Here is an 18,159-nt window from a genome sequence, read left to right as displayed (position 1 = left end):
ATAAATCGTTATGGCGCCGGTACGTTGTTGTATGAAGGCGGCACCGTTTGAATTGTTGTAACGAAGCAGTGGTGCGGCTAGGACATAGCCGCTGCGCAGCGTTGCGCTTCACCTGTCTCGGGCGCACTCGCGTAACGGCTGTTTTCCGCGTCACGTAGAATCCGCATCCAGTTGCCGCCCATGATCTTCGCGATGTCGGCGTCGGCAAAACCTGCGTGCTCCAGCGCGGCCGTCAGGTTTGGAAAGTCCGCGCTCGATCGGAACCAGCTGACCGGCTCGGGCCATGCCGCATTGTTCGCGCTGCCTTCGCCAAAATCCGTCTCCTTGCTCCAGCGGCCATTGCGCATCCACTCGAGCACGCTATACGGCTGCCCCTGACACAGATCGCTGCCGATGCCGACGTGGTCGATACCGATCAGATCGACGGTCCGCGCCACCATGTCGGTGAATTCGCCGGCGGTGCAACGGCTGCCGTTCTTCAGATGGAAGGGATAAAGGCTGAATCCTGCCAAGCCGCCGCGCGCCGCGAGAGCACGTAATACGTGGTCCGATTTGTTGCGTTTGGCTTCGTGGAAAAAGCTCGGATTCGCGTGACTGATCACGATCGGCTGCGCGGAAATCTCGATCGCCTCCAACGTGGAGCGCTCGGCACTGTGCGACATATCGACGATCATGCCGACGCGGTTCATTTCCTCGATCACCACGCGGCCAAACCGCGTGACACCGCTGTCGGACGACTCATAACAGCCTGTCGCAAGCAGGCTCTGGTTGTTGTACGTCAGTTGCATGGTGCGCACGCCGAGATCGCGGAACACCTCGACGAGACCGATATCGTCCTCGATCGGCGAACAGTTCTGCAATCCGTAGAGAATTGCGATCTTGCCGGCGCGCTTTGCACGTGCAATGTCGTCCATCGTGCGCGCGGGCATCACGAGGTCACTGTGGCGCTCATAAAGTGCGTTCCACTCGGCGATACGCGACAGTGTTTCGCGCGCATTCTCCCAGTAGACGATCGTCGCATTGACCGCGGCCACTCCGCCGGCACGCATCTCTTCAAAAATCTGCCGGTTCCAGTTCGAGTACTGCGTGCCGTCGACGACAAGCAAGGTGTTATGAATGCTCATGGCGTACTCCCGTCCGTTCAGGCGCGCGTGTAGGAAGTCTTCAGCGTCGTATAGAACTCGGCTGCATTAGGACCCTGCTCGCGCGGGCCGTAACTCGATGATTTGCGGCCGCCGAATGGCACGTGATAGTCGGTTCCCGCGGTCGGCAGATTCACCATCACACAGCCAGCCTGAGCGTGGCGCCGGAAATGCGTGGCGTGCTTGAGCGATTGCGTAACGATGCCCGCCGTCAGACCGAACGGCGTATCGTTCGAAACCGCCAACGCCTCGTCGTAGTCGCGCACCGGTATCACACAGGCAATCGGGCCGAACACTTCGTCGCGATTGAGTTGCATGTCGTTGCGGCCTTCGTCGAACAAGGCCGGCGACATGCAGTACGCGCGCTCGGGCTGTGCGAGATGTTCGCCGCCATGCACGAGCCGTGCGCCTTCGCGCTTGCCGATCTCGATATACCGAAGATTCTGTTCGAGTTGGCGCGCATCGACGACCGGGCCCATCTGCACGCCGTCATCGAGCGCGCGCCCCACCTTTACGCTGCGCAGTTTTGCAGTGAGCCGTTCGACGAACGGCCGGTACACCGCGTGCGTCACCACCAGCCGCGACGAGGCCGTGCATTTTTGCCCCGTGCCCGAATAGGCACCCTGAAACGCGCATTCGACGGCGAGGTCGAGGTCCGCATCGTCGAGCACCACGAGCGCGTTCTTGCTGCCCATCTCCATCTGCAGCTTGATGAGATTCGGCGCGGCGACGCCCGCGATGCGCCGGCCGGTGTCCACCGAGCCGGTAAAGGAAATGCCGTTGACCGATTGGGAAGCGGCAAGCTCGTTGCCAACCGATGCGCCCGCGCCCATCAGCAGGTTGAAGGTGCCGGTAGGCAATGCCTGGCGGCTGATGATTTCCGTGAGCACCCAGGCACTGGCGGGCGTCAGATTGGCTGGCTTGAACAGCACCGCGTTACCGAACGCGAGCGCGGGTGCGATTTTCCAGCTCGCGGTCGCCATGGGGAAATTCCAGGGCGTGATCACGCCGACGACACCGAGCGCCTCGCGCTGGATATCGATCTCGATGCCCGCGCGGACCGAATCGGCCTTGCCGCCTAACTGACGGAGCACCTCGGCGGCGAAGTAATGGAAGAACTGTCCTGACCGGTAGACTTCGCCGACGCCTTCCGCGAGCGTCTTGCCCTCTTCGCGCGCCAGCAGCCGCCCCAGTTCCTGACTTCGCGCGATCAGTTCGTCGCCGATAGCCCGCAGCACGTCGTGCCGCTTTTCAAGTCCAGTTGCAGCCCAGACAGGTTGCGCGATGGCCGCGGCTGCAATGGCTGTGTGCACCTGGCCGCTGGTTGCCTGCGTGTAGCAGCCGATCAGGTCATTCGTGTCGGACGGATTGCGGTTCTCGACAACCATTTCGCCGGCCACCCAATGGCCGTCGATCCAGTTCAAAAAAGTCTGAGGATTCATCTTCGATCTCTATGCGTTTGACATGAGACCGATTCTAGAAACGGCTGTAAAATAATCAAAACCAATTGTTTTGATAAATTTATTTGCAAAACTTATTTAAGCCATGGACCGATTCCCGGATGTAAAGATCGCGCAGTTGCGGCACTTCGTTTCCGTTGTCGAGCATGGCGGCTTCAAGGCTGCGGCGAAGGCCGTGTTCCGCAGCCAGCCGGCGCTGTCGCTATCCGTGAAGGAACTGGAAACCGCGCTCGGCGCACCGCTCTTTGAAAAGGGCAGCCATGCGACGCCAACGCCGTTCGGCTCCATGCTCTATGGCGAAGCGAGGAAACTCGTCGAGCACTACGAACGCACGATCGCCGCAGCCATCGACGTCGCGCGCGTGCGTGGCGGCAGTGTGCGGGTCGCCGCCGTGCCGTCGGTCGCTCACGAAATGCTGCCGCGCGCGATCAGCCGGTTCACCGCACGCTATCCGGGCATCCAGCTTCATGTCGAAGACGGCACGGCCGCTTACATCCACGACCGCGTGCGCTCCGGCGCGATCGATTTCGGCATCGCGAGTGCCTCCGAGTCCGAATCGGCGTTGAGCTTTACGCCGCTGATCGCAGACGTGATGTGCGTGGTCGTGAATTCCGGACACGCACTTTTCAGGCAACGCCGGGTCGAATGGAGCGATCTGTCGGGGTATCTGCTGATCGGCAACGGCACAATGCGCGCTTTGCCTTCCGCAGTGCGTAAAGCAGCGGCCCAACAGGACGACATCTTCATCGCCAATACAACCACGCTGCTGGCCGCAGTGGAAAGCGGCGTCGGGCTCACCGTGCTGCCTTACCTTGCGAAGCAACGTTATCGTGACACGCTGCGCTTCATCCCGCTCGACGCGCCGCGCATCGAGCGCACCGTGGGATTTGTCGAACTTGCGGGAAGATCGCTCAGTCCGGCAGCGGATGCGCTGCGGGCGAGTTTCGTCGAGGATATCAACACATCCCGGTTTCCGGAACTCGTGCGACGGTTGCTTCCCAATTGAGTCCTTGTTGCGCGCGGGATCAAGCGATCAAGCTTATCTGAGCGACTTCAGTCGTTAAGTTCTATCGCTTGGCTAGCCGCGGAGATAAACCAGGCTTGAGAAGAAGCACTCGACTTCTCCGGCGATCGCTTTGTCGATGATCTGCGGAGTGACTCGAAGGAGCAAATGACTACACCTTGAAGCTGTCGATTAGATGGCACCCGACCCGCGGTCCGTTCAGGGGTAAAACTTCGCATCGGTTTGCGGCGGGAACTTACATTCGCGCTGCCCCTGTGCGAACGTCAGGAAAGGAGCATGTAACGGCCTCACCGGCGGCGATGCCTGAGTGTCGGTAATGGCCGACGAAGCGACGTTCATTCCCGCTATCTCAACGGTTGCTTCCCAGGGCGCAACCGACGCCCGAAAGTCCAAACTCCGTTGCCAGCGAAGGTCGCCACCTGACCGTGCCCGGGAACTATGGGTCTACTGCTCCTTTACCCGTTCTCCCTGAAAAAGAGATTCCCCACGCGAGCTCATCGAGTCGATCGCGAATCGTGAACTGAAGTCCCCTACGCTTGGCAAGATTGAGCAGACGGCAGGCGTGCTGGGCGCGCCCCCTTCCCCACGCTACCGGTTACCGCCTCAATGGACCGGCTAACGCCCGCCGAAGTGGAACAGACCGCCGCCCTCCTGCGCACCGGCCACGGTGGCTAGCTAGACATCGCGGGGACGAGTCCAGCGGCACGGGCACCCTTATGACCGGTCGGACCGCTTTGCAGGTCCTGATCTACGGGCGTTCCAGCCCGGACTCGTCTCGTTGGCAGGCCCGGACGGTGCCCGTTTCCGGCGAATAGCGCCAGTGTCCTTCGCCAGCCGGTGAGGGTTGACTGTGGTTTGCCGCGATAAGGGCAGTTATCGCGGCTTCCCTGTTTATTCCCGGCTGGAAACCGGTTTTCTGGCGTAAGCCGTGTGCGTAATCTAAAGTGGAATTTCCCGCCTGCGTCGCGCCCACGTGCCCTGCCCGCCCCTCCGGGCCCGCACCTCTGGGCGGCGCACTGGAGATCCGTCATGCCGCGCCCCGCCGCCGTCACCCGTGACGACATCCGTTCTGCCGTGCTCGCGATGCTCGCCGAGGCCGGCGACCCTGACCCGCCCTCCGGCACGCGTTTCCGCAAGGTCGTGTCGGTGCGCAAACTGCGCGCACGGCTCGGAGCCGGTGACCCTTCCACCCTGTCGCGCGTACTGAACGACATCGAGGCCGAAGTGGTCCGCTCGGGCCTGGCTGGCGTGGCAATTCCCGATCTGCCCGACGAAATTGCGGCGCACATGCGCGCCTTATGGCAGGCGGCCGTCGCCGTCCAGCTTGACGATGTGATGCGGCTCCGGGCTGGCGCCATACAACAGGCGGAGGCATCGGCCGCAGCTCACCGCGACGCCGACCTGCGCACGGAAATGCTGCGGGTTGAACTGGCGGAACTGCGCTCGCAATTTGGCACGCGCGACACCGAACTGGCGACCCTCCGGGCCGACTGTCGCAGCCTGACCGAGCGGTCCGACGCTCACCGGACGGCCGCCGCAGACCTGCAGCGGCAACTGGACGCGGCCGCCTCGAGCCTGGTGCAAGAGAAAGAGACGCACGCAAAGGAATTCGCCGCAATTCATACGCGCTACGAAGGTCTCTCCAGGCAACTGCTGCAGGAAACCGAACATCAGCGCCACGCGCTGCAGACCGAACGCGAACGTCTGACGGAACAGATCACCCGGGCGCAGGAACGGGCAGCAGCGCTCGAGGGGCTGCGTGATCGCCTGCTGGCCGACCTGGCCACTGAGCGCGACGCGCATCAGCGGGCGGCAGCAGAGGCGGCGGCACTCACCACGCTTGTCGCGGAACAGCGTGCGCTGCTGCGGATCCCGGACAGTCGCGCCGGCACCACCGGGCCATCCCGGCACAGGAAGGCAACCAGCGGGTCGCCGGCACCTAGCGCAAGCAACCGGCGGCGCTCCAAATGAACAGGTCAGCCGGTTTCGCCGGCTGGGTCGATACCGCCACGGCGCCCCCGCAGCGCCTGCCTGACGGTATCGACGCCGCACTTGCATACATGGCCGATGCCACCGGCCACCCGGTCTATACGCGCTGGACGCTCACGTTACTCAAGCGCGGTTGTCCGTCGCTCGCCGACGCAAAACGTGACCATCCTGTGGTGTTCGCGCTGCTGCTCGATCACGATGCGGCCATCGAGTACTGGGAGCGCGGACGGCTTCGGGTGGTCGCCCCTGATCGCGCACCGGCGCCCGCCACAGTGCTGCTGCGTCTGCTGAAGCAGCACCGGCGCTTCAGGTTCGCCCCGGACCAGCCGGGCACACGACCAGCGATGCCGGCGGTGAGCGCAGACGCGCCCATGACCGCCGTCGCAATGCCGGAATCCACCAGCCCGTCGGCCGGTCCCGCCGTCTGGCTGGCGGCGCTTGCGCCCGGAACGGACGCATCCGGCCGCGCCTGGCTGGCGCGCGCGGGCCGCTTTGCCAATGCGTCGCCCGTCACCAATACGCTGGGCGTGGCGGACGACGCCCAGGCCGTCGCCCTCTTCCTGCGCGAGCGTGCAAGCCGCTCGCCCCACACGTTGCGCGCCTATCTGGCGGAACTGCGACGCCTGATCCTGTGGTGCGATCGCCATCAACTGGGGCCGTTGTCCGACCTGACCCGGGACAACCTACTCACGTACAGGACGTCGCTCGAGCGCACCCGCCGCACCACACCCGCGACGGGCACCACACGGAACCAATCGGCTGGCCTGCAGGCCGCCACCCGTGCCCGGGCGCTCGCCGTTGTGTCGAGCCTTTTCCGCTACTGGCTGCGGACCGGCTACGTGATCGCCAATCCCGCCGCTGAACTGTCCGGCGGCGCAGCCACCCGTGACAGCTGGACGCCGTCCCGGATCATGCCAATCAAGGTGCTGGCGCTGTGCGACGCGGTGGTCAGTGGCACCGCGCCGGCCACAATGTCGGCGCTGGTCTGGGCGCGTCGCCGCGCGATCTGGTCGCTGTATCGCTATGCCGGCGTGCGACTCGCAGAACTGGCGTGGTCTGAAGCGGAGGGCCTGCCCAGGCTTGAGGTTGACCCGCAGGATCAGTGGACACTCCACGTGCTGGGAAAAGGCAGCAAGCGCCGGTCGATTCCGCTGCCGTCCGTCTGCATGCCGGCGCTGCGCGCCTACCGTCTTGCACGGGCCCTGCCGGAGCGGCCGTCACCATTTGAACGGGTGCCCCTCATTCACAGTGAGAAGCGCGACGCGCTGGGTCACAGCGGCCTGTACGACGAGGTCAAGGCCGTGCTTCTGGCCGCCGAAGCGCAGGTGTCATCCGGAGATCTGGCGACGCGCACGATGCTGCGCGCAGCATCGACCCACTGGCTACGGCATGGCTATGCGCGCGCGCTGGTGGTGGAGCACGCGGTGCCGCTGCCGGTCGCGCAGACGCTGCTCGGTCACGCATCGGTGCAGACGACAGCCGCCTATGCGAAGACCGATCTGGCGCAGACGCGTGCGTTTGTGGAGGGAAGTTTTCCGAACATTGATCGCTAAAATGCAACCATAGAGCGCGCGGGCAAACGCGGCAGATTTCGGTTGCTCGCGGAGAACAGTCTTGCTCAAACAAACCGCAATTTATTCCCATCTGCGATGGTAGGGTTGCCTTTCAGGCTAGCGCGATCCCGTCGCCCACCATCAGCCAACTCGGAACTATCCTGGACGTGCAGCGACGAAAGTAATTTGGAGAAAAGCTGGCGCCCAATGGACTTTCACAACGCAATTGATGGAAGACGCCGCTGGAGAGCTCACGAGGAGTCATCCGTGCCAATGTAGGATTTTCACGACGACGAGATCGCTATGGCTTTCCTGGCGGCCAAACAGACGGGAACGATCACCGCAAACAGGTAGGCAGCACCTCTCGTCAATCGCTTTATGCCGGCGGGAGGGTTGCTCGACCTATCGGCAGATCAACCCTTCGTCTCCTTGTGGCTGGGTGAACTTCGTTGGGAAGACGAATATCGCGGAAGTGCTGAAATTTACGGAATCGCCCGGTCTACTTCATGTCTCGCTTGAGCGATTAGCGGATAGTCGGCCCATCGATATTCGATGCCGTGCTTTGTCAGTTCGGCCTCTACACGGCGACGCGTTGGATCGATTCCGGCAACCAACATTTTCCGCACAATCTGCTTCAATTTGCCTAATAACACAGTACGTCGCGCCTCCCTTCGGTTGACGCTGTCACGAGTTCTGTGCTCGCGCGCCTTCCTAGAAATCTTTCCTGCGAGTTCCGGAAACTTGGCGTGTAGTTGTGACGGATCAATACCGAGCTTTTCTGCAGTCTGCTTCCAGCTCAACGTGCATCTATCGGAATCGGCCATCGTTCGGAGTTTGCGCTCAATCGACGACCAGTCTCGCTCCAAATAGGCAGTTCGCCGCGGAGAATATCCATGGGTGTGTTTTCGGCGCTCGGGGTCAACGGGCCAAGCATCGGAATTCGCACAAAGCCAGTCTACCAAGCGAATCTGAAACTTTTCACAAATATCGAGAATCGTTTGGATGGACGGGATCACCAGACCTGCGCGCCACTCCGATAGACTTGAAGGCGATTTTCCGCATTTGCTCGCAAATCGTTTTGCACTGCCCCCAGCCAATCGATCGATTCCTGATTCAAGCATCAGAACCGCGTTTTCCTGTGACATCTTTATCAGCGTCGTATCTGGAACGTCTAGCAAGGACGCAAATTCGTTTGCGAGCCATTTTTGCCGCGAGGAATTGCGACTGCGGCGGCGCAGAGATCTCCGATAGCAAGACAGGCTCGCTCCAAGCCAATGATGGCAGCGAGCGCAGTACCCTGAGATGGAGCGGCGGCAAGTCTCGTTGCAGTGCCTGTACTGACAGTTTGGACATTCGCTGGTTAGCGGAACATCATGGATCGGACATCGCTCCACCAGTCTTATCGACCATATCAAGCGTTCGTAAATTTCTGCTCCAGTTAGCAGATCATCCTGCAGGCAGACTGGACACCACCGCCGGGCGTGGCCTACCAGTCCAAATGGATCCCGCAACACGCCGGCAAACGGCAGAAGTGTGAGCGCCTCAAGATCCGTCTGCCCGGTTAGATCAGTAAGGCGCTGTACCCAATACCTTGCTGTTTCGCCGTGTGCATTGGCAAGTGCAAGATGTTGGCCAGACGCAAAAGGCCGACGAGTAGCATCCAAGCCGTCAATACAGGCTGGCCATCGCACCATTTCCATCACAATGACGTCGAACGGCAGCAACGAATTGTTTGCGATCTGGACGACATAATCCGTTAATTTCTGACGGGCCGAGCCCGCACACCGGACCGGCTTGAGATGAAAGGCAGTTCTCTCAGGAGAAAGATGACCGTTCACCGGAAATTCCTCCAACATTAAAATCAACCAGCGATACTATCCTGCTTCCGATCTGATTCTCAGCGTTTCCATACTAAATGCTTCACCAACCTGGCGACCAAGCAGCAATCATGCATTGAAATGCTGAATCTCCTCCCAGTAGATCTTCTCTCCCTTCGGAAACAAGCCCCTCCCAAGGCGTGTCGCGACTCTCGTTCGGGTTGGCGGCAGACCTTCCTGAATTAATTGCTCGATGCATTCGCGAATTCTTTGCCTGAGCCGGTGGCTGGCTATTACGCTAGACGCGTTGCGCCTCTGCATCGCCGCATCGCGTACCCGTCGATACACGTCAGGCATCCGTTTTTTGAAGGTTTCGACCGTCATGTACTCCATCTTCGCAGCATCAGTCACACCACGCGGTGGTTCGCTGCTTTCCAATTTTGCAAGAATCCGGGCCGCTACGGCATCCCAATCGCACCAATAGGATCTCGTCCTGAAATCTGAATCCCGATGAATATCGAGCGGCAATTCTCTAACACAACAGCAATCCCATGTGTCGACTTGGCCCAGAAGCCATGCACGCATGGGCACACCGTATATCCACGACAGGGAGCTAATGACGGTGAGCGACGTCTTCCTCCATCCGCCCACCCAGTTCTTGACAGTTTCGCAACCGAATCGCAAATTTTCTGAGAACACTTGCGGTCTCCCACGACATGCTTTGGCTATCCCTAGTCGCATCATGAGACGCACATTATCGTGCGAAGCGCATTCAATCTGATCGCGATCCATATCCAAAAGATTGCCAAAATCTCGTGCCACCCAAAGTTGGTATTCTGACGCGGCACCGTCGCACTCCATTACATCACTGGTCCCCTCTTCGCCCAAGAAATGCTGGCAAAAACCGCAGTGGCCGGGCAGGCAATCCCGAACCAGCTCGTTCGTCTGGCAGCGACCACAATGAGGGCAGGCGCATTCAAGAAAGTCCTCGTGTAGCGGGCAAACCATGACCTGCCTCATCGACCACAGCAGTCGTTCGTATGGTAGCTGGCCAGAAGCCACATCATCTTGAAGACAGCGCCTACACCACATGCGGCGCGCATGCAGATGCGCCCCTCCGCCCAATCTGACGAAGTCTGCAAAGGGAAGGAGTGTCAGACCTTCGATATCCGACCTTCCCGCAAGCTCGCTTATGGTGGAGACCCAGTTGCGCGCGCAGTCCGCCGCTCCATTAATATTAGGCGCCTTGCCGGGATCGATCGCGCCCTCCCTAAAACGAACGCCAAAGGGAAATGGTCCATAGTGGTCGCGGAGTGCATGCGGCTGAATCAGCGACGTGATCGCGAGCTCTTGCACGTAGCTGGTGAGTCGCTGGCGCGCCCATGTTCCGATCGCGCGAGGCTCTAGCTGAAAAAGCGCACGCGGGCGCACCCGGTAGCGCGGCGCGAGTTCATGCATGACCGTGCTCCACGGCGCCTCTGGTCGGAATGGTTTTACCGACACGACCGCGCTTCTTTGCAGTTGTAGTAGTAGAAACCTCCGCGCTACCCTCCCCTGTCGTCACTGGCATCAATTCACGCTTGTCGTTGGGATGCTGAACCCCTTCAACCTTGTAGTACCCATCAAACATCTCCAGCTGAAGCTTCTCCAACTGCGCAGGCTTGTAGTAACTTAAGCTCAAGATTTCCTCATCGATCGGCCGTTTGAGCTTGTCTGACAGCGCGATCGCGTTAGTGAGAATCTTTTTCAAAAGCCCTGTCGTAAATAGAGATTGGTTTGAAAGATCGTCGGCGAACGGAGTAAGGTCGCACCCTCCCTTCATTGGCATAAGATCCTGCAACGCATACAGGACCTTTGCGAATTTTCGCTTCTGACTCGGCAGATAGGCCGGCATATGGATTACATCTCCGCGCCGGGCGAGTTGTCCAGTTTGCAGAACCAGATCATATAAATCATAGGCCCCGGACAGGATCATTGTGGTGTTTGAACTGTTGACCATGGACCTTAGCGTGTTCGATTTCGACCGGACGCGATCTGGCTTCGACGACGCTATGATTGCGGACGCCTCGTCGAAAAATAGGAAACGCGGCTTACGTTCGCTTATAGATCGTCGCAAACGTGCCCTATACGCGGAAACAGTTGGCGCTCGGCGGTTGGTAATGTCTGGCAGAAAAAACTCTCGACCGCATATGACTCTTTTAACCTCTGGCAATGTATTAGAGATAAGCGGAGCCTGGAGGGCTTCGAGGATCTGTTCATAGAACTCCTTAAAGTCAAACCTACCCTCTTCGCCAGACCATGCCTCTAGCAACACCGATGGAATCGTGTGCTTATCATCCGGATTAGCTTCGAAGAAATCTTCACTTACTCTCTTGTGCAATACGTCTCCAACAGAGGACTTCCCAACGCCCGCAGGACCAACCAGAACCAGCATTGTTCCAGGCAGCCCGCACTCAATCGCCGCTTCGATTTTTTCGAGGACATCATCAAAAATATCGTGACCTAAAATCGCATTCTTGAAGTACTGTAAACGAACTTTTATCGGTGCATTCACGAGGTCGTCTGGGCATCTTTCCTCACAATCGCTATTTGTACCTCTTGGCATGGTAACCTCCTGACTTGAGCAATTGCATCTGTTCGGCGAGCGGTTTGTCTTCGTCCGGTCCATCGGACGATTTCGATTCCGCACCGTCCGCGCTATGCTGCCCGCCTTCAGTTTCCTCATCTGTGTCTTGATCGTTCTGATCGCATCCATTCGCAGCGACGCGCTCAGCCCATTTCTGATCCATGCTCTCGACTATTGCAGAGGTCGCCATATTCGCTTCGTGCTGAGATTCAAGGACTCTGCTATGTAGAATGACATTTTCCTCGGATTCCGCCAGCGAAATTAACTCAGTCGATGAGGTATCGGCATCGGTCTTCACACGTAGCATGGGGTACCACTCCTTGTTCACAAACGCGTAAACTATGTTCGGATCAATTGGATGACTCTTAACTTGTACAGACATCCTGTGGTATTGAGGACTCTCCAGGCGAGAATTCCTATATTGAGAATGATTAGTTCGTATTCCGCGCTGACAGTCGATCACTCGTGTAGTTCCCCGCACTGTAGGAAACGCACAAGGAATGCAGTCTTTGAGGCGCCGAAGTCGCCCGAGACGCTTCCCAGAGCGATCTAGACCGCTCTCGAACTTCTGTCGCGGTGACATTAACAATGTACCGTGACGCCGCCTGTCGTATGTGTCAAAGAAGAATTTTTCAAGTCCTTCATAGAGTTCCTCTAAAGTATGGCGTGCCAGACCGCTTGGATCGGATTTCTTCGTCAATCCTCTAGGGTTTTTTCTAAGCTTCGTATTGCCAAATAGATTTTCAATAAAAGCCTTTTGCGACATACAGAAAATTCTCTCGAGCACGTCACCCTCCCGACACGCAGAGGTCTTTCTTGGCTTCTCTCCTATTCGAAGGAAGCGCAACATCCACTTGAAATCAGCTGCCCCAAATTCTGTTCCTCCATCGAACACCACAAATTCCGGTGCACGGCCGAATCGTCTTACCATGTCCATCAATGCGGCCATACAAGACAAGTATCGTGGCTTACGGAGCGAAAGATAAAATCCCAATATTCTTCGACTGAACGCACATATGACTAGAGTCAAAATTGGCCTTCCAATAGACTCTCCTGTTTTCTTTGATACCACTTCTACATCAAGCTCCGTGTGATCGATGTGAACATACTGCATCGGATAGTCACCATGCACAGGGGTGTCGTGCCGTATAACCCAAACGAATTGCGCGGCTTGATAAGCAGCCTTATCGCCCGCTCGCTTCCTCACGGTCTCCGCGTCGGTCTCTTTGGCTATGCGGCGCAGGAATGTTACCTTGGATATTTTTTCTCCAATTTTCTCCAAACGCCTGCTGAGTTCCCCGAAAACGAACCACTTACGTGGTCCGCGAAGAGATTCATACTCATTTTTGAAGACTTTCTCAATTTCCGTTTCGACTTCTTCACTCAACCTGGCTCGACGATTCCCCCGTTCCGGCCACTTAGGCAGGAGAGCTGCAAGAACATCTTCTCCTGCACGCAAAGCACTATCCCTGGCTGCCCGGAAGGTCCTGTATGATCGATCCGTGTACGCTTCTGTGACTGCAGTTGAACGATCACCACCTTCCCACAGAGCAAGCAACTCAAGCTTCCGGACCGCATTTTGAACCGCGGAGACAGATGCATGGCGCCATGGCGAATCCAAGCACAACGTATTCCCATGTTCCCGCGGAATACTAATTATGGTTATCTGATTGTTATGCCAAAAATCAGAAAGATTCGCCGTGGGAATGACAATCGGCTGCCCCCCGTCTTCCGAGTTAAGCAAAGCATCGATGTCTCCACGAACTGCGACCTCAAAGACATGCGAGCACATCACAAACTTCGTTCCAGCCCTGAAGTCAGGTGGCGAACCCTCTAATTCAAGCGTTGATAGCCGCCTCTCTAACTGATATGCGTCTCGATATACTTCTCGACTTTCAATATCCCGAAAAACCATAAAGCGATTTTTCTCGCACACGAAAGCACTTGAAAAGTCCGCTGCAATTCTCCCTTCTGCTAGTGCAACATGAAAATCATCCAGCTTATACTTTGGAAGCGCTTCTTGAAGTTCTTCCAATGTGGTAAATGAGACGCTATCGAAGTACGCTTCCACTTCTCGAATGAAGCTCGAAAGCGTGCTTTCCCTGTCGACCAGATACGATCGCAAAAAATTTCTGTTCCGGGCTGTCGTAACGTCAATCTCTTCTGCAATGCGGATCCTGTACGTGATTCCTAACTTGCTGGCGGCCTCCTCGAGGGGAGGACATCGGAAACCCGTATCTTCTCTCTGGTAGCGAGTCGGGTTACGTTTGCATTTTTTATTCAAGGAATCCAACGTGAACCACTCGTCCAAGTAGATGCATGACGATGTGATCACGAGAAATCCTTGTGACCAGTTAAAACGCACCACCTTGTCCCCTCGCCCCATATATTTGATATTTAGCTCAAACGGGCTGTCCAGATAGCCCAGAACGTCGTAGTCGAACAAATAATCGTTCGCAGCGGCTCTCTCAATGGCATTCGCAACATGAATAGTCATCCCCATCTTCGGGCAGGGCATGTCCATCGGTGCATGGGCGCGGTTAGGCTGTAAATCGCGTGCAGGTCTCCGGAAACTATTGATAATTTTCATCCTCGCCGCTGGAGGAACGCCAAGCTCGTCAAACAGTTCATACAATCTATCTACAGAAAACACGTTCATTTGCATACCTAATCATATGATGATGACAAGCTTGCTTATCGCCGCAACAAATGTCTGCCCGGCAAGCAACGTCACGCTAGGTATCGCGAACGGAATTGCTTGAGAGGCGCGTTTGAACCAACGCTATAAACTTAACTGGCGTTGGTCAAGCAGAGGAGATTTGACAATAAGGCAACCGAGCGACTTGAGCCTCATGTCGAGACGCGCATCCCTCCCGGGCCTTGTGCCGGCGGGCTTTGCATGTATTGCCGTTAATTGCGGCGACATAGCTCACAGATGTAACGAAATGTAAATTATTATTTTATTGATTAAACCAAAAAGCTTCCAAACGGAAGATTTATGGTAACCGCTACAAGTCCGCCCGCAAACCCTTGTAAAACCTGCGGCGGAAGGCAGCCGGAGTCGAACCGACCTGAGAGCGTCTAACACCCTCAACTGGGTTTGAAGCCCAGCCGCGCCACCGGACACGAATGCCTTCCTACGGTGATTGAACTACCTGAACGACAGAACCCTGAACGACACTTCGCAACTCAAACGCTGAACCAAAACAGATCAAACCCGCGACTATCCGTGCGCATCAGATGCAGGCCACGGTGAAAGCGAGTATATCCAACCCGGTCGAAGAATTCCAAAAGCTGAATCGCGCGTTTTCGGCCAAGACCGGTAACATCGCGAAACGGTGCAGCCGCTACCGTACCCGTGTTCTTTTGTGCTTCCGAGGCCGCGATCGAAGCCAGTTCGCGAATCACCTCCTGGTGATAAAAGAGATCACGCACGACCTGAAAAAGCTCGCCTTGCCGCGCGAGCTTGCGCAGCAGCTGCCGCACGCGATCTTCGGATGCGCCATGCGCGTTGGCCAGATCGCGCACCCATGGCGGATCGAAACGTCCGTCTTTCAGCGCTGTCAGCAGCACCGGCGCGAGCGCGCGATCGGCGTCGTCGAGTGTCACCGCGTGCTCAGGCAGATGCAACCAGGGCCCGCGCCTGACAATCTCGCCGCGAGCCGCCGCATCGTCGACTAACGCACGCCACAAAGCATCGTCAACGAGAGGTGCCGCGATCCGCCGCAAGCGCGATACGTCCGGGCCCAGTTCGTCCGGCGAGCGTTCGTGGTACTGCCTGAGTGTCGTGGTCAGCCGCGTAGCCTGGGTCCGCCATGACGCATCTGCGATCAACAACGCATCGCTACCGGAAAGCTCCACGACGCGCGTGTTAGACGGCAACTCGAGCGCGGCCGCCTGCATGCCCGTCAGCCTTTCCAGCAACGATCGGGACAACCCATGCGGAGCCCTTGCGAGCAGCGGATCCAGTGTGCCGGTGTCGAGCATGATCTGAATCGCGTCGAGCCACGCCAGCCGCTCAGGGGAGCGACGCTTGCGTGAAGGCGCAAACGGATCGAGCACATGCCCTCCGCCAATCGTGCGATTGGCCTGCGCATTGCGCACGACAAAGCGGTCGCCGGGAAGCGCACATACCGGCCGCTCGAACACAAGCTGCACACGCGCCCGCTGACCTGCGCCGAGCGACTCGCCATCGAGCAACGCGGCATGCGCCACCTGATGCTGCGTGCCCAGATGCACATGCAGCGGCGCCCAATGCTCCAGCGTCAATGGGGCATCGGCAAGCAGTGTCAGCATGACGTCGATACGTTCCGAGGCTTGCGACAGACGCGGATCGACAATCCAGTCGCCGCGATCAATCACGCTTTTGTCGATGCCCGCAAGGTTCAATGCGCAGCGCTCGCCTGCCCGCCCGATCTCGGCCGGACGATTCTGCGCATGAATGCTACGCACGCGCACGGGCTGATCTTTCGGCGCGAGCAGCATCGTATCGCCTATCGCCACGCGCCCCGATACCACGGTCCCTGTCACGATCGTGCCTTGGCCCGAGAGCGTGAAGACCCGGTCGACCGCGAGACGGAACAGGCCGTCGTCGCGCGTCATACGCCACGCTGCTGCCGCTTCGTGCAGATGCGCCTTCAACGCGGCCACGCCTGGATCGTCGTCACGCGTCGCGCAGGTGTCGAACACCGGTGCATCCTGCAGCACGCTGCCGCTCAGAAACACCGCGATCTCGTCGTGCACTTCCTGCAGCCGCTGCGCGTCAACGCGGTCTATCTTGGTCAACGCTATCGCGCCACGCTTGATGCCCAGCAGTTCCACAATCGCCAGATGTTCGCGCGTTTGCGGCATCACGCCGTCGTCGGCAGCGATCACGAGCAGCACGAAATCGATTCCGCTCGCGCCCGCAGTCATGGTGTGGACGAGCTTTTCGTGGCCCGGCACGTCGATCAGGCCGAGCACGTCGCCGTTTTCGAGCGGCACGTAGGCATAGCCTAGTTCGATCGAAATGCCGCGCGCTTTTTCTTCCTTGAGACGATCCGTATCGACGCCCGACAGCGCCCTCACCAGACTCGTTTTGCCGTGGTCGATATGTCCGGCCGTACCTACGATCATGCGTGCATGCTCGTCAGTTGCTCGATCAATTGCGCTTCGTCGGCGGCTTCGAGACAGCGTAGGTCGAGGCGCAACGCGTCGTCCGCGATACGGCCGATGACCGGACGCGCCATCTCGCGCAACCGCTTCTCGAGCGCGAGCAATTGACGGCCGCCACGTTTGCCGTCTGCAACTCTGACGACGAGGCCGTAGCTCGGCAGCACATCGACGGGCAACGCCCCGCTGCCGATCTGGCTGAACATAGGCTCGGCCACCACGACATAGCGCTCTCCAGCCGCACGCTGCAGCGCAGGCTGCACCCGCTCCGCGGCGAGCCGGATGTCGTCGCCCGGGCGCGTGAGCAAGCGCAACGTAGTCAGCCGCTCAGCGAGCTTCTCCGGTGCACGATACATCTGAAGCACGGGTTCCAGCGCCGCGAGCGTCAATTTGCCGACCCGCAGCGCGCGCTTGAGGGGATGCTTCTTGATCTTTGCGATCAAATCACGCCGGCCGACGATCAACCCGGCCTGCGGGCCGCCAAGCAGCTTGTCGCCGCTGAACGTGACAAGGTCGGCACCGGCTTCGATGGTTTCGCGCACCGTCGTCTCGCGTGGCAAGCCCCATTGCGTCAGATCGACCAGCGTGCCGCTGCCCAGGTCGACGGCAACGGCAATGCCGTGCGCGTGGGCCAGCGGTGCGATGGCGCCAACACTGACCTCTTTGGTGAATCCGTTGATCGCGTAGTTGCTCGCGTGGACTTTCATCAGCAGGGCGGTTTGCGGACCAATGGCTTCGTCGTAGTCCTTCAGGTGCGTGCGATTCGTGGTGCCGACTTCGCGCAGCCTCGCGCCCGCACGGCTCATGATGTCTGGAATGCGAAACGCGCCGCCGATTTCAACCAGTTCCCCACGCGATACGATCACTTCTTTTTTCGACGCCAACGCGGATAGCGTGAGCAATACGGCGGCGGCATTGTTGTTGACCACGGTCGCCGCTTCGGCGCCGGTCAGTTCGCAGATGAGTTCGTCGATCAGATCGTCGCGATCACCGCGCTTGCCGGTGCCGAGATCGAACTCGAGATTGGCCGGCTGCGTGAGCGCTTTCATCACGGCCTGTACCGCTTCGTCCGGCAGCAACGCGCGGCCGAGATTGGTATGCAGCACGGTGCCGGTCAAATTGAAGACGCTGCGCAAGCGGGCTGCGTTGCGCCGGCGCAGCGCGGCCTCGACCGATACCTGCAGTTGCGCGACATCGAGCGCGCTCACCGACGCGGCGCCTAGCTGCGCGCTGGCTCGCCAGGTGTCGAGCGCGTGACGCAAGGCACCCAACACCTGCGTGCGGCCGAACTCCGTCAGCACCGCCGCAAACTCGGCCGACGCCATCACTTTTTCCACCGACGGCACACGCGCCATCAGCGCGCGCAATTCAGAGCCGGTTACATCGCTCACCAGGCA

11 protein-coding genes and 1 tRNA gene are annotated in these 18,159 nt (G+C 58.8%); 3 read left to right on the top strand and 9 right to left on the bottom strand.

The annotated features are described in order from the left end of the window. Positions 1-77 precede the first annotated feature (77 nt). Both PQR40_RS33830 and PQR40_RS33825 read right to left on the bottom strand, forming a co-directional pair. Complete coding sequence (locus tag PQR40_RS33830) at positions 78-1,124, bottom strand: dipeptidase (RefSeq protein ID WP_408510751.1); 1,047 nt, start codon at positions 1,122-1,124, stop codon at positions 78-80. Positions 1,125-1,141: 17 nt separating this feature from the next. Next, on the bottom strand, positions 1,142-2,584 hold the full coding sequence (locus PQR40_RS33825) for an aldehyde dehydrogenase family protein (RefSeq protein WP_408510750.1): 1,443 nt from the start codon (positions 2,582-2,584) through the stop codon (positions 1,142-1,144). Between the two features lie 103 nt (positions 2,585-2,687). Between PQR40_RS33825 and PQR40_RS33820 the strand changes: the two genes are divergently transcribed. The 3 genes from PQR40_RS33820 (at position 2,688) to PQR40_RS33810 (ending at position 7,168) form a co-directional block, all read left to right on the top strand. After that, positions 2,688-3,608, top strand: coding sequence for a LysR family transcriptional regulator (locus tag PQR40_RS33820; RefSeq protein ID WP_408510749.1), 921 nt, complete (start codon positions 2,688-2,690; stop codon positions 3,606-3,608). A 1,047-nt stretch (positions 3,609-4,655) separates the two neighbouring features. Continuing rightward, complete coding sequence (locus tag PQR40_RS33815) at positions 4,656-5,597, top strand: DNA-binding protein (RefSeq protein WP_408220533.1); 942 nt, start codon at positions 4,656-4,658, stop codon at positions 5,595-5,597. Beyond that, positions 5,594-7,168, top strand: a complete 1,575-nt coding sequence (locus PQR40_RS33810) for a tyrosine-type recombinase/integrase (protein WP_408510748.1) — start codon at positions 5,594-5,596, stop codon at positions 7,166-7,168. Before PQR40_RS33815 ends, PQR40_RS33810 begins: the two co-directional genes overlap by 4 nt. Before the next feature lie 482 nt (positions 7,169-7,650). Here PQR40_RS33810 and PQR40_RS33805 read toward each other — a convergent pair whose 3' ends face one another. From PQR40_RS33805 to selA, 7 genes are all read right to left on the bottom strand, one after another. Continuing rightward, positions 7,651-9,006 carry a helix-turn-helix domain-containing protein gene (locus PQR40_RS33805; protein ID WP_408510747.1) on the bottom strand — a complete coding sequence of 452 codons (1,356 nt, stop codon included), beginning with the start codon at positions 9,004-9,006 and terminating at the stop codon, positions 7,651-7,653. 108 nt (positions 9,007-9,114) lie between these two features. Further along, positions 9,115-10,443, bottom strand: a complete 1,329-nt coding sequence (locus PQR40_RS33800) for a TniQ family protein (RefSeq protein WP_408510746.1) — start codon at positions 10,441-10,443, stop codon at positions 9,115-9,117. Further along, positions 10,436-11,539 (bottom strand): AAA family ATPase, encoded by a 1,104-nt coding sequence (locus PQR40_RS33795; protein WP_408510745.1) that lies wholly within the window; start codon positions 11,537-11,539, stop codon positions 10,436-10,438. The genes PQR40_RS33800 and PQR40_RS33795 overlap by 8 nt, the downstream gene beginning before the upstream one ends. Before the next feature lie 31 nt (positions 11,540-11,570). Next, complete coding sequence (locus tag PQR40_RS33790) at positions 11,571-14,276, bottom strand: TnsB C-terminal domain-containing protein (protein ID WP_408510744.1); 2,706 nt, start codon at positions 14,274-14,276, stop codon at positions 11,571-11,573. A 380-nt stretch (positions 14,277-14,656) separates the two neighbouring features. Continuing rightward, positions 14,657-14,749 (bottom strand) — tRNA-Sec (locus PQR40_RS33785). A gap of 51 nt (positions 14,750-14,800) precedes the next feature. Then, positions 14,801-16,726: a selenocysteine-specific translation elongation factor gene (gene selB, locus PQR40_RS33780; RefSeq protein WP_408510743.1), complete on the bottom strand. Its 1,926-nt coding sequence runs from the start codon at positions 16,724-16,726 to the stop codon at positions 14,801-14,803. Next, positions 16,723-18,153, bottom strand: a complete 1,431-nt coding sequence (gene selA / locus PQR40_RS33775; protein WP_408336106.1) for an L-seryl-tRNA(Sec) selenium transferase — start codon at positions 18,151-18,153, stop codon at positions 16,723-16,725. The genes selB and selA overlap by 4 nt, the downstream gene beginning before the upstream one ends. Between the last annotated feature and the right edge of the window lie 6 nt (positions 18,154-18,159).

It is taken from the genome of Paraburkholderia sediminicola (assembly GCF_046026855.1).
In the GTDB taxonomy this organism is placed as follows: Bacteria; Pseudomonadota; Gammaproteobacteria; order Burkholderiales; family Burkholderiaceae; genus Paraburkholderia; species Paraburkholderia sediminicola_A.
Note: the sequence above shows the minus strand (reverse complement) of the source record. Positions and strands in the feature narration are given on the sequence as shown.

Bases quoted from the DNA above. Each gene is read 5' to 3' on its own strand.
- PQR40_RS33830 (WP_408510751.1), bottom strand. From the start codon at position 1,124: ATGAGCATTCATAACACCTTGCTTGTCGTCGACGGCACGCAGTACTCG.
- PQR40_RS33825 (WP_408510750.1), bottom strand. From the start codon at position 2,584: ATGAATCCTCAGACTTTTTTGAACTGGATCGACGGCCATTGGGTGGCC.
- PQR40_RS33820 (WP_408510749.1), top strand. From the start codon at position 2,688: ATGGACCGATTCCCGGATGTAAAGATCGCGCAGTTGCGGCACTTCGTT.
- PQR40_RS33815 (WP_408220533.1), top strand. From the start codon at position 4,656: ATGCCGCGCCCCGCCGCCGTCACCCGTGACGACATCCGTTCTGCCGTG.
- PQR40_RS33810 (WP_408510748.1), top strand. From the start codon at position 5,594: ATGAACAGGTCAGCCGGTTTCGCCGGCTGGGTCGATACCGCCACGGCG.
- PQR40_RS33800 (WP_408510746.1), bottom strand. From the start codon at position 10,443: ATGCATGAACTCGCGCCGCGCTACCGGGTGCGCCCGCGTGCGCTTTTT.
- PQR40_RS33790 (WP_408510744.1), bottom strand. From the start codon at position 14,276: ATGCAAATGAACGTGTTTTCTGTAGATAGATTGTATGAACTGTTTGAC.
- selB (WP_408510743.1), bottom strand. From the start codon at position 16,726: ATGATCGTAGGTACGGCCGGACATATCGACCACGGCAAAACGAGTCTG.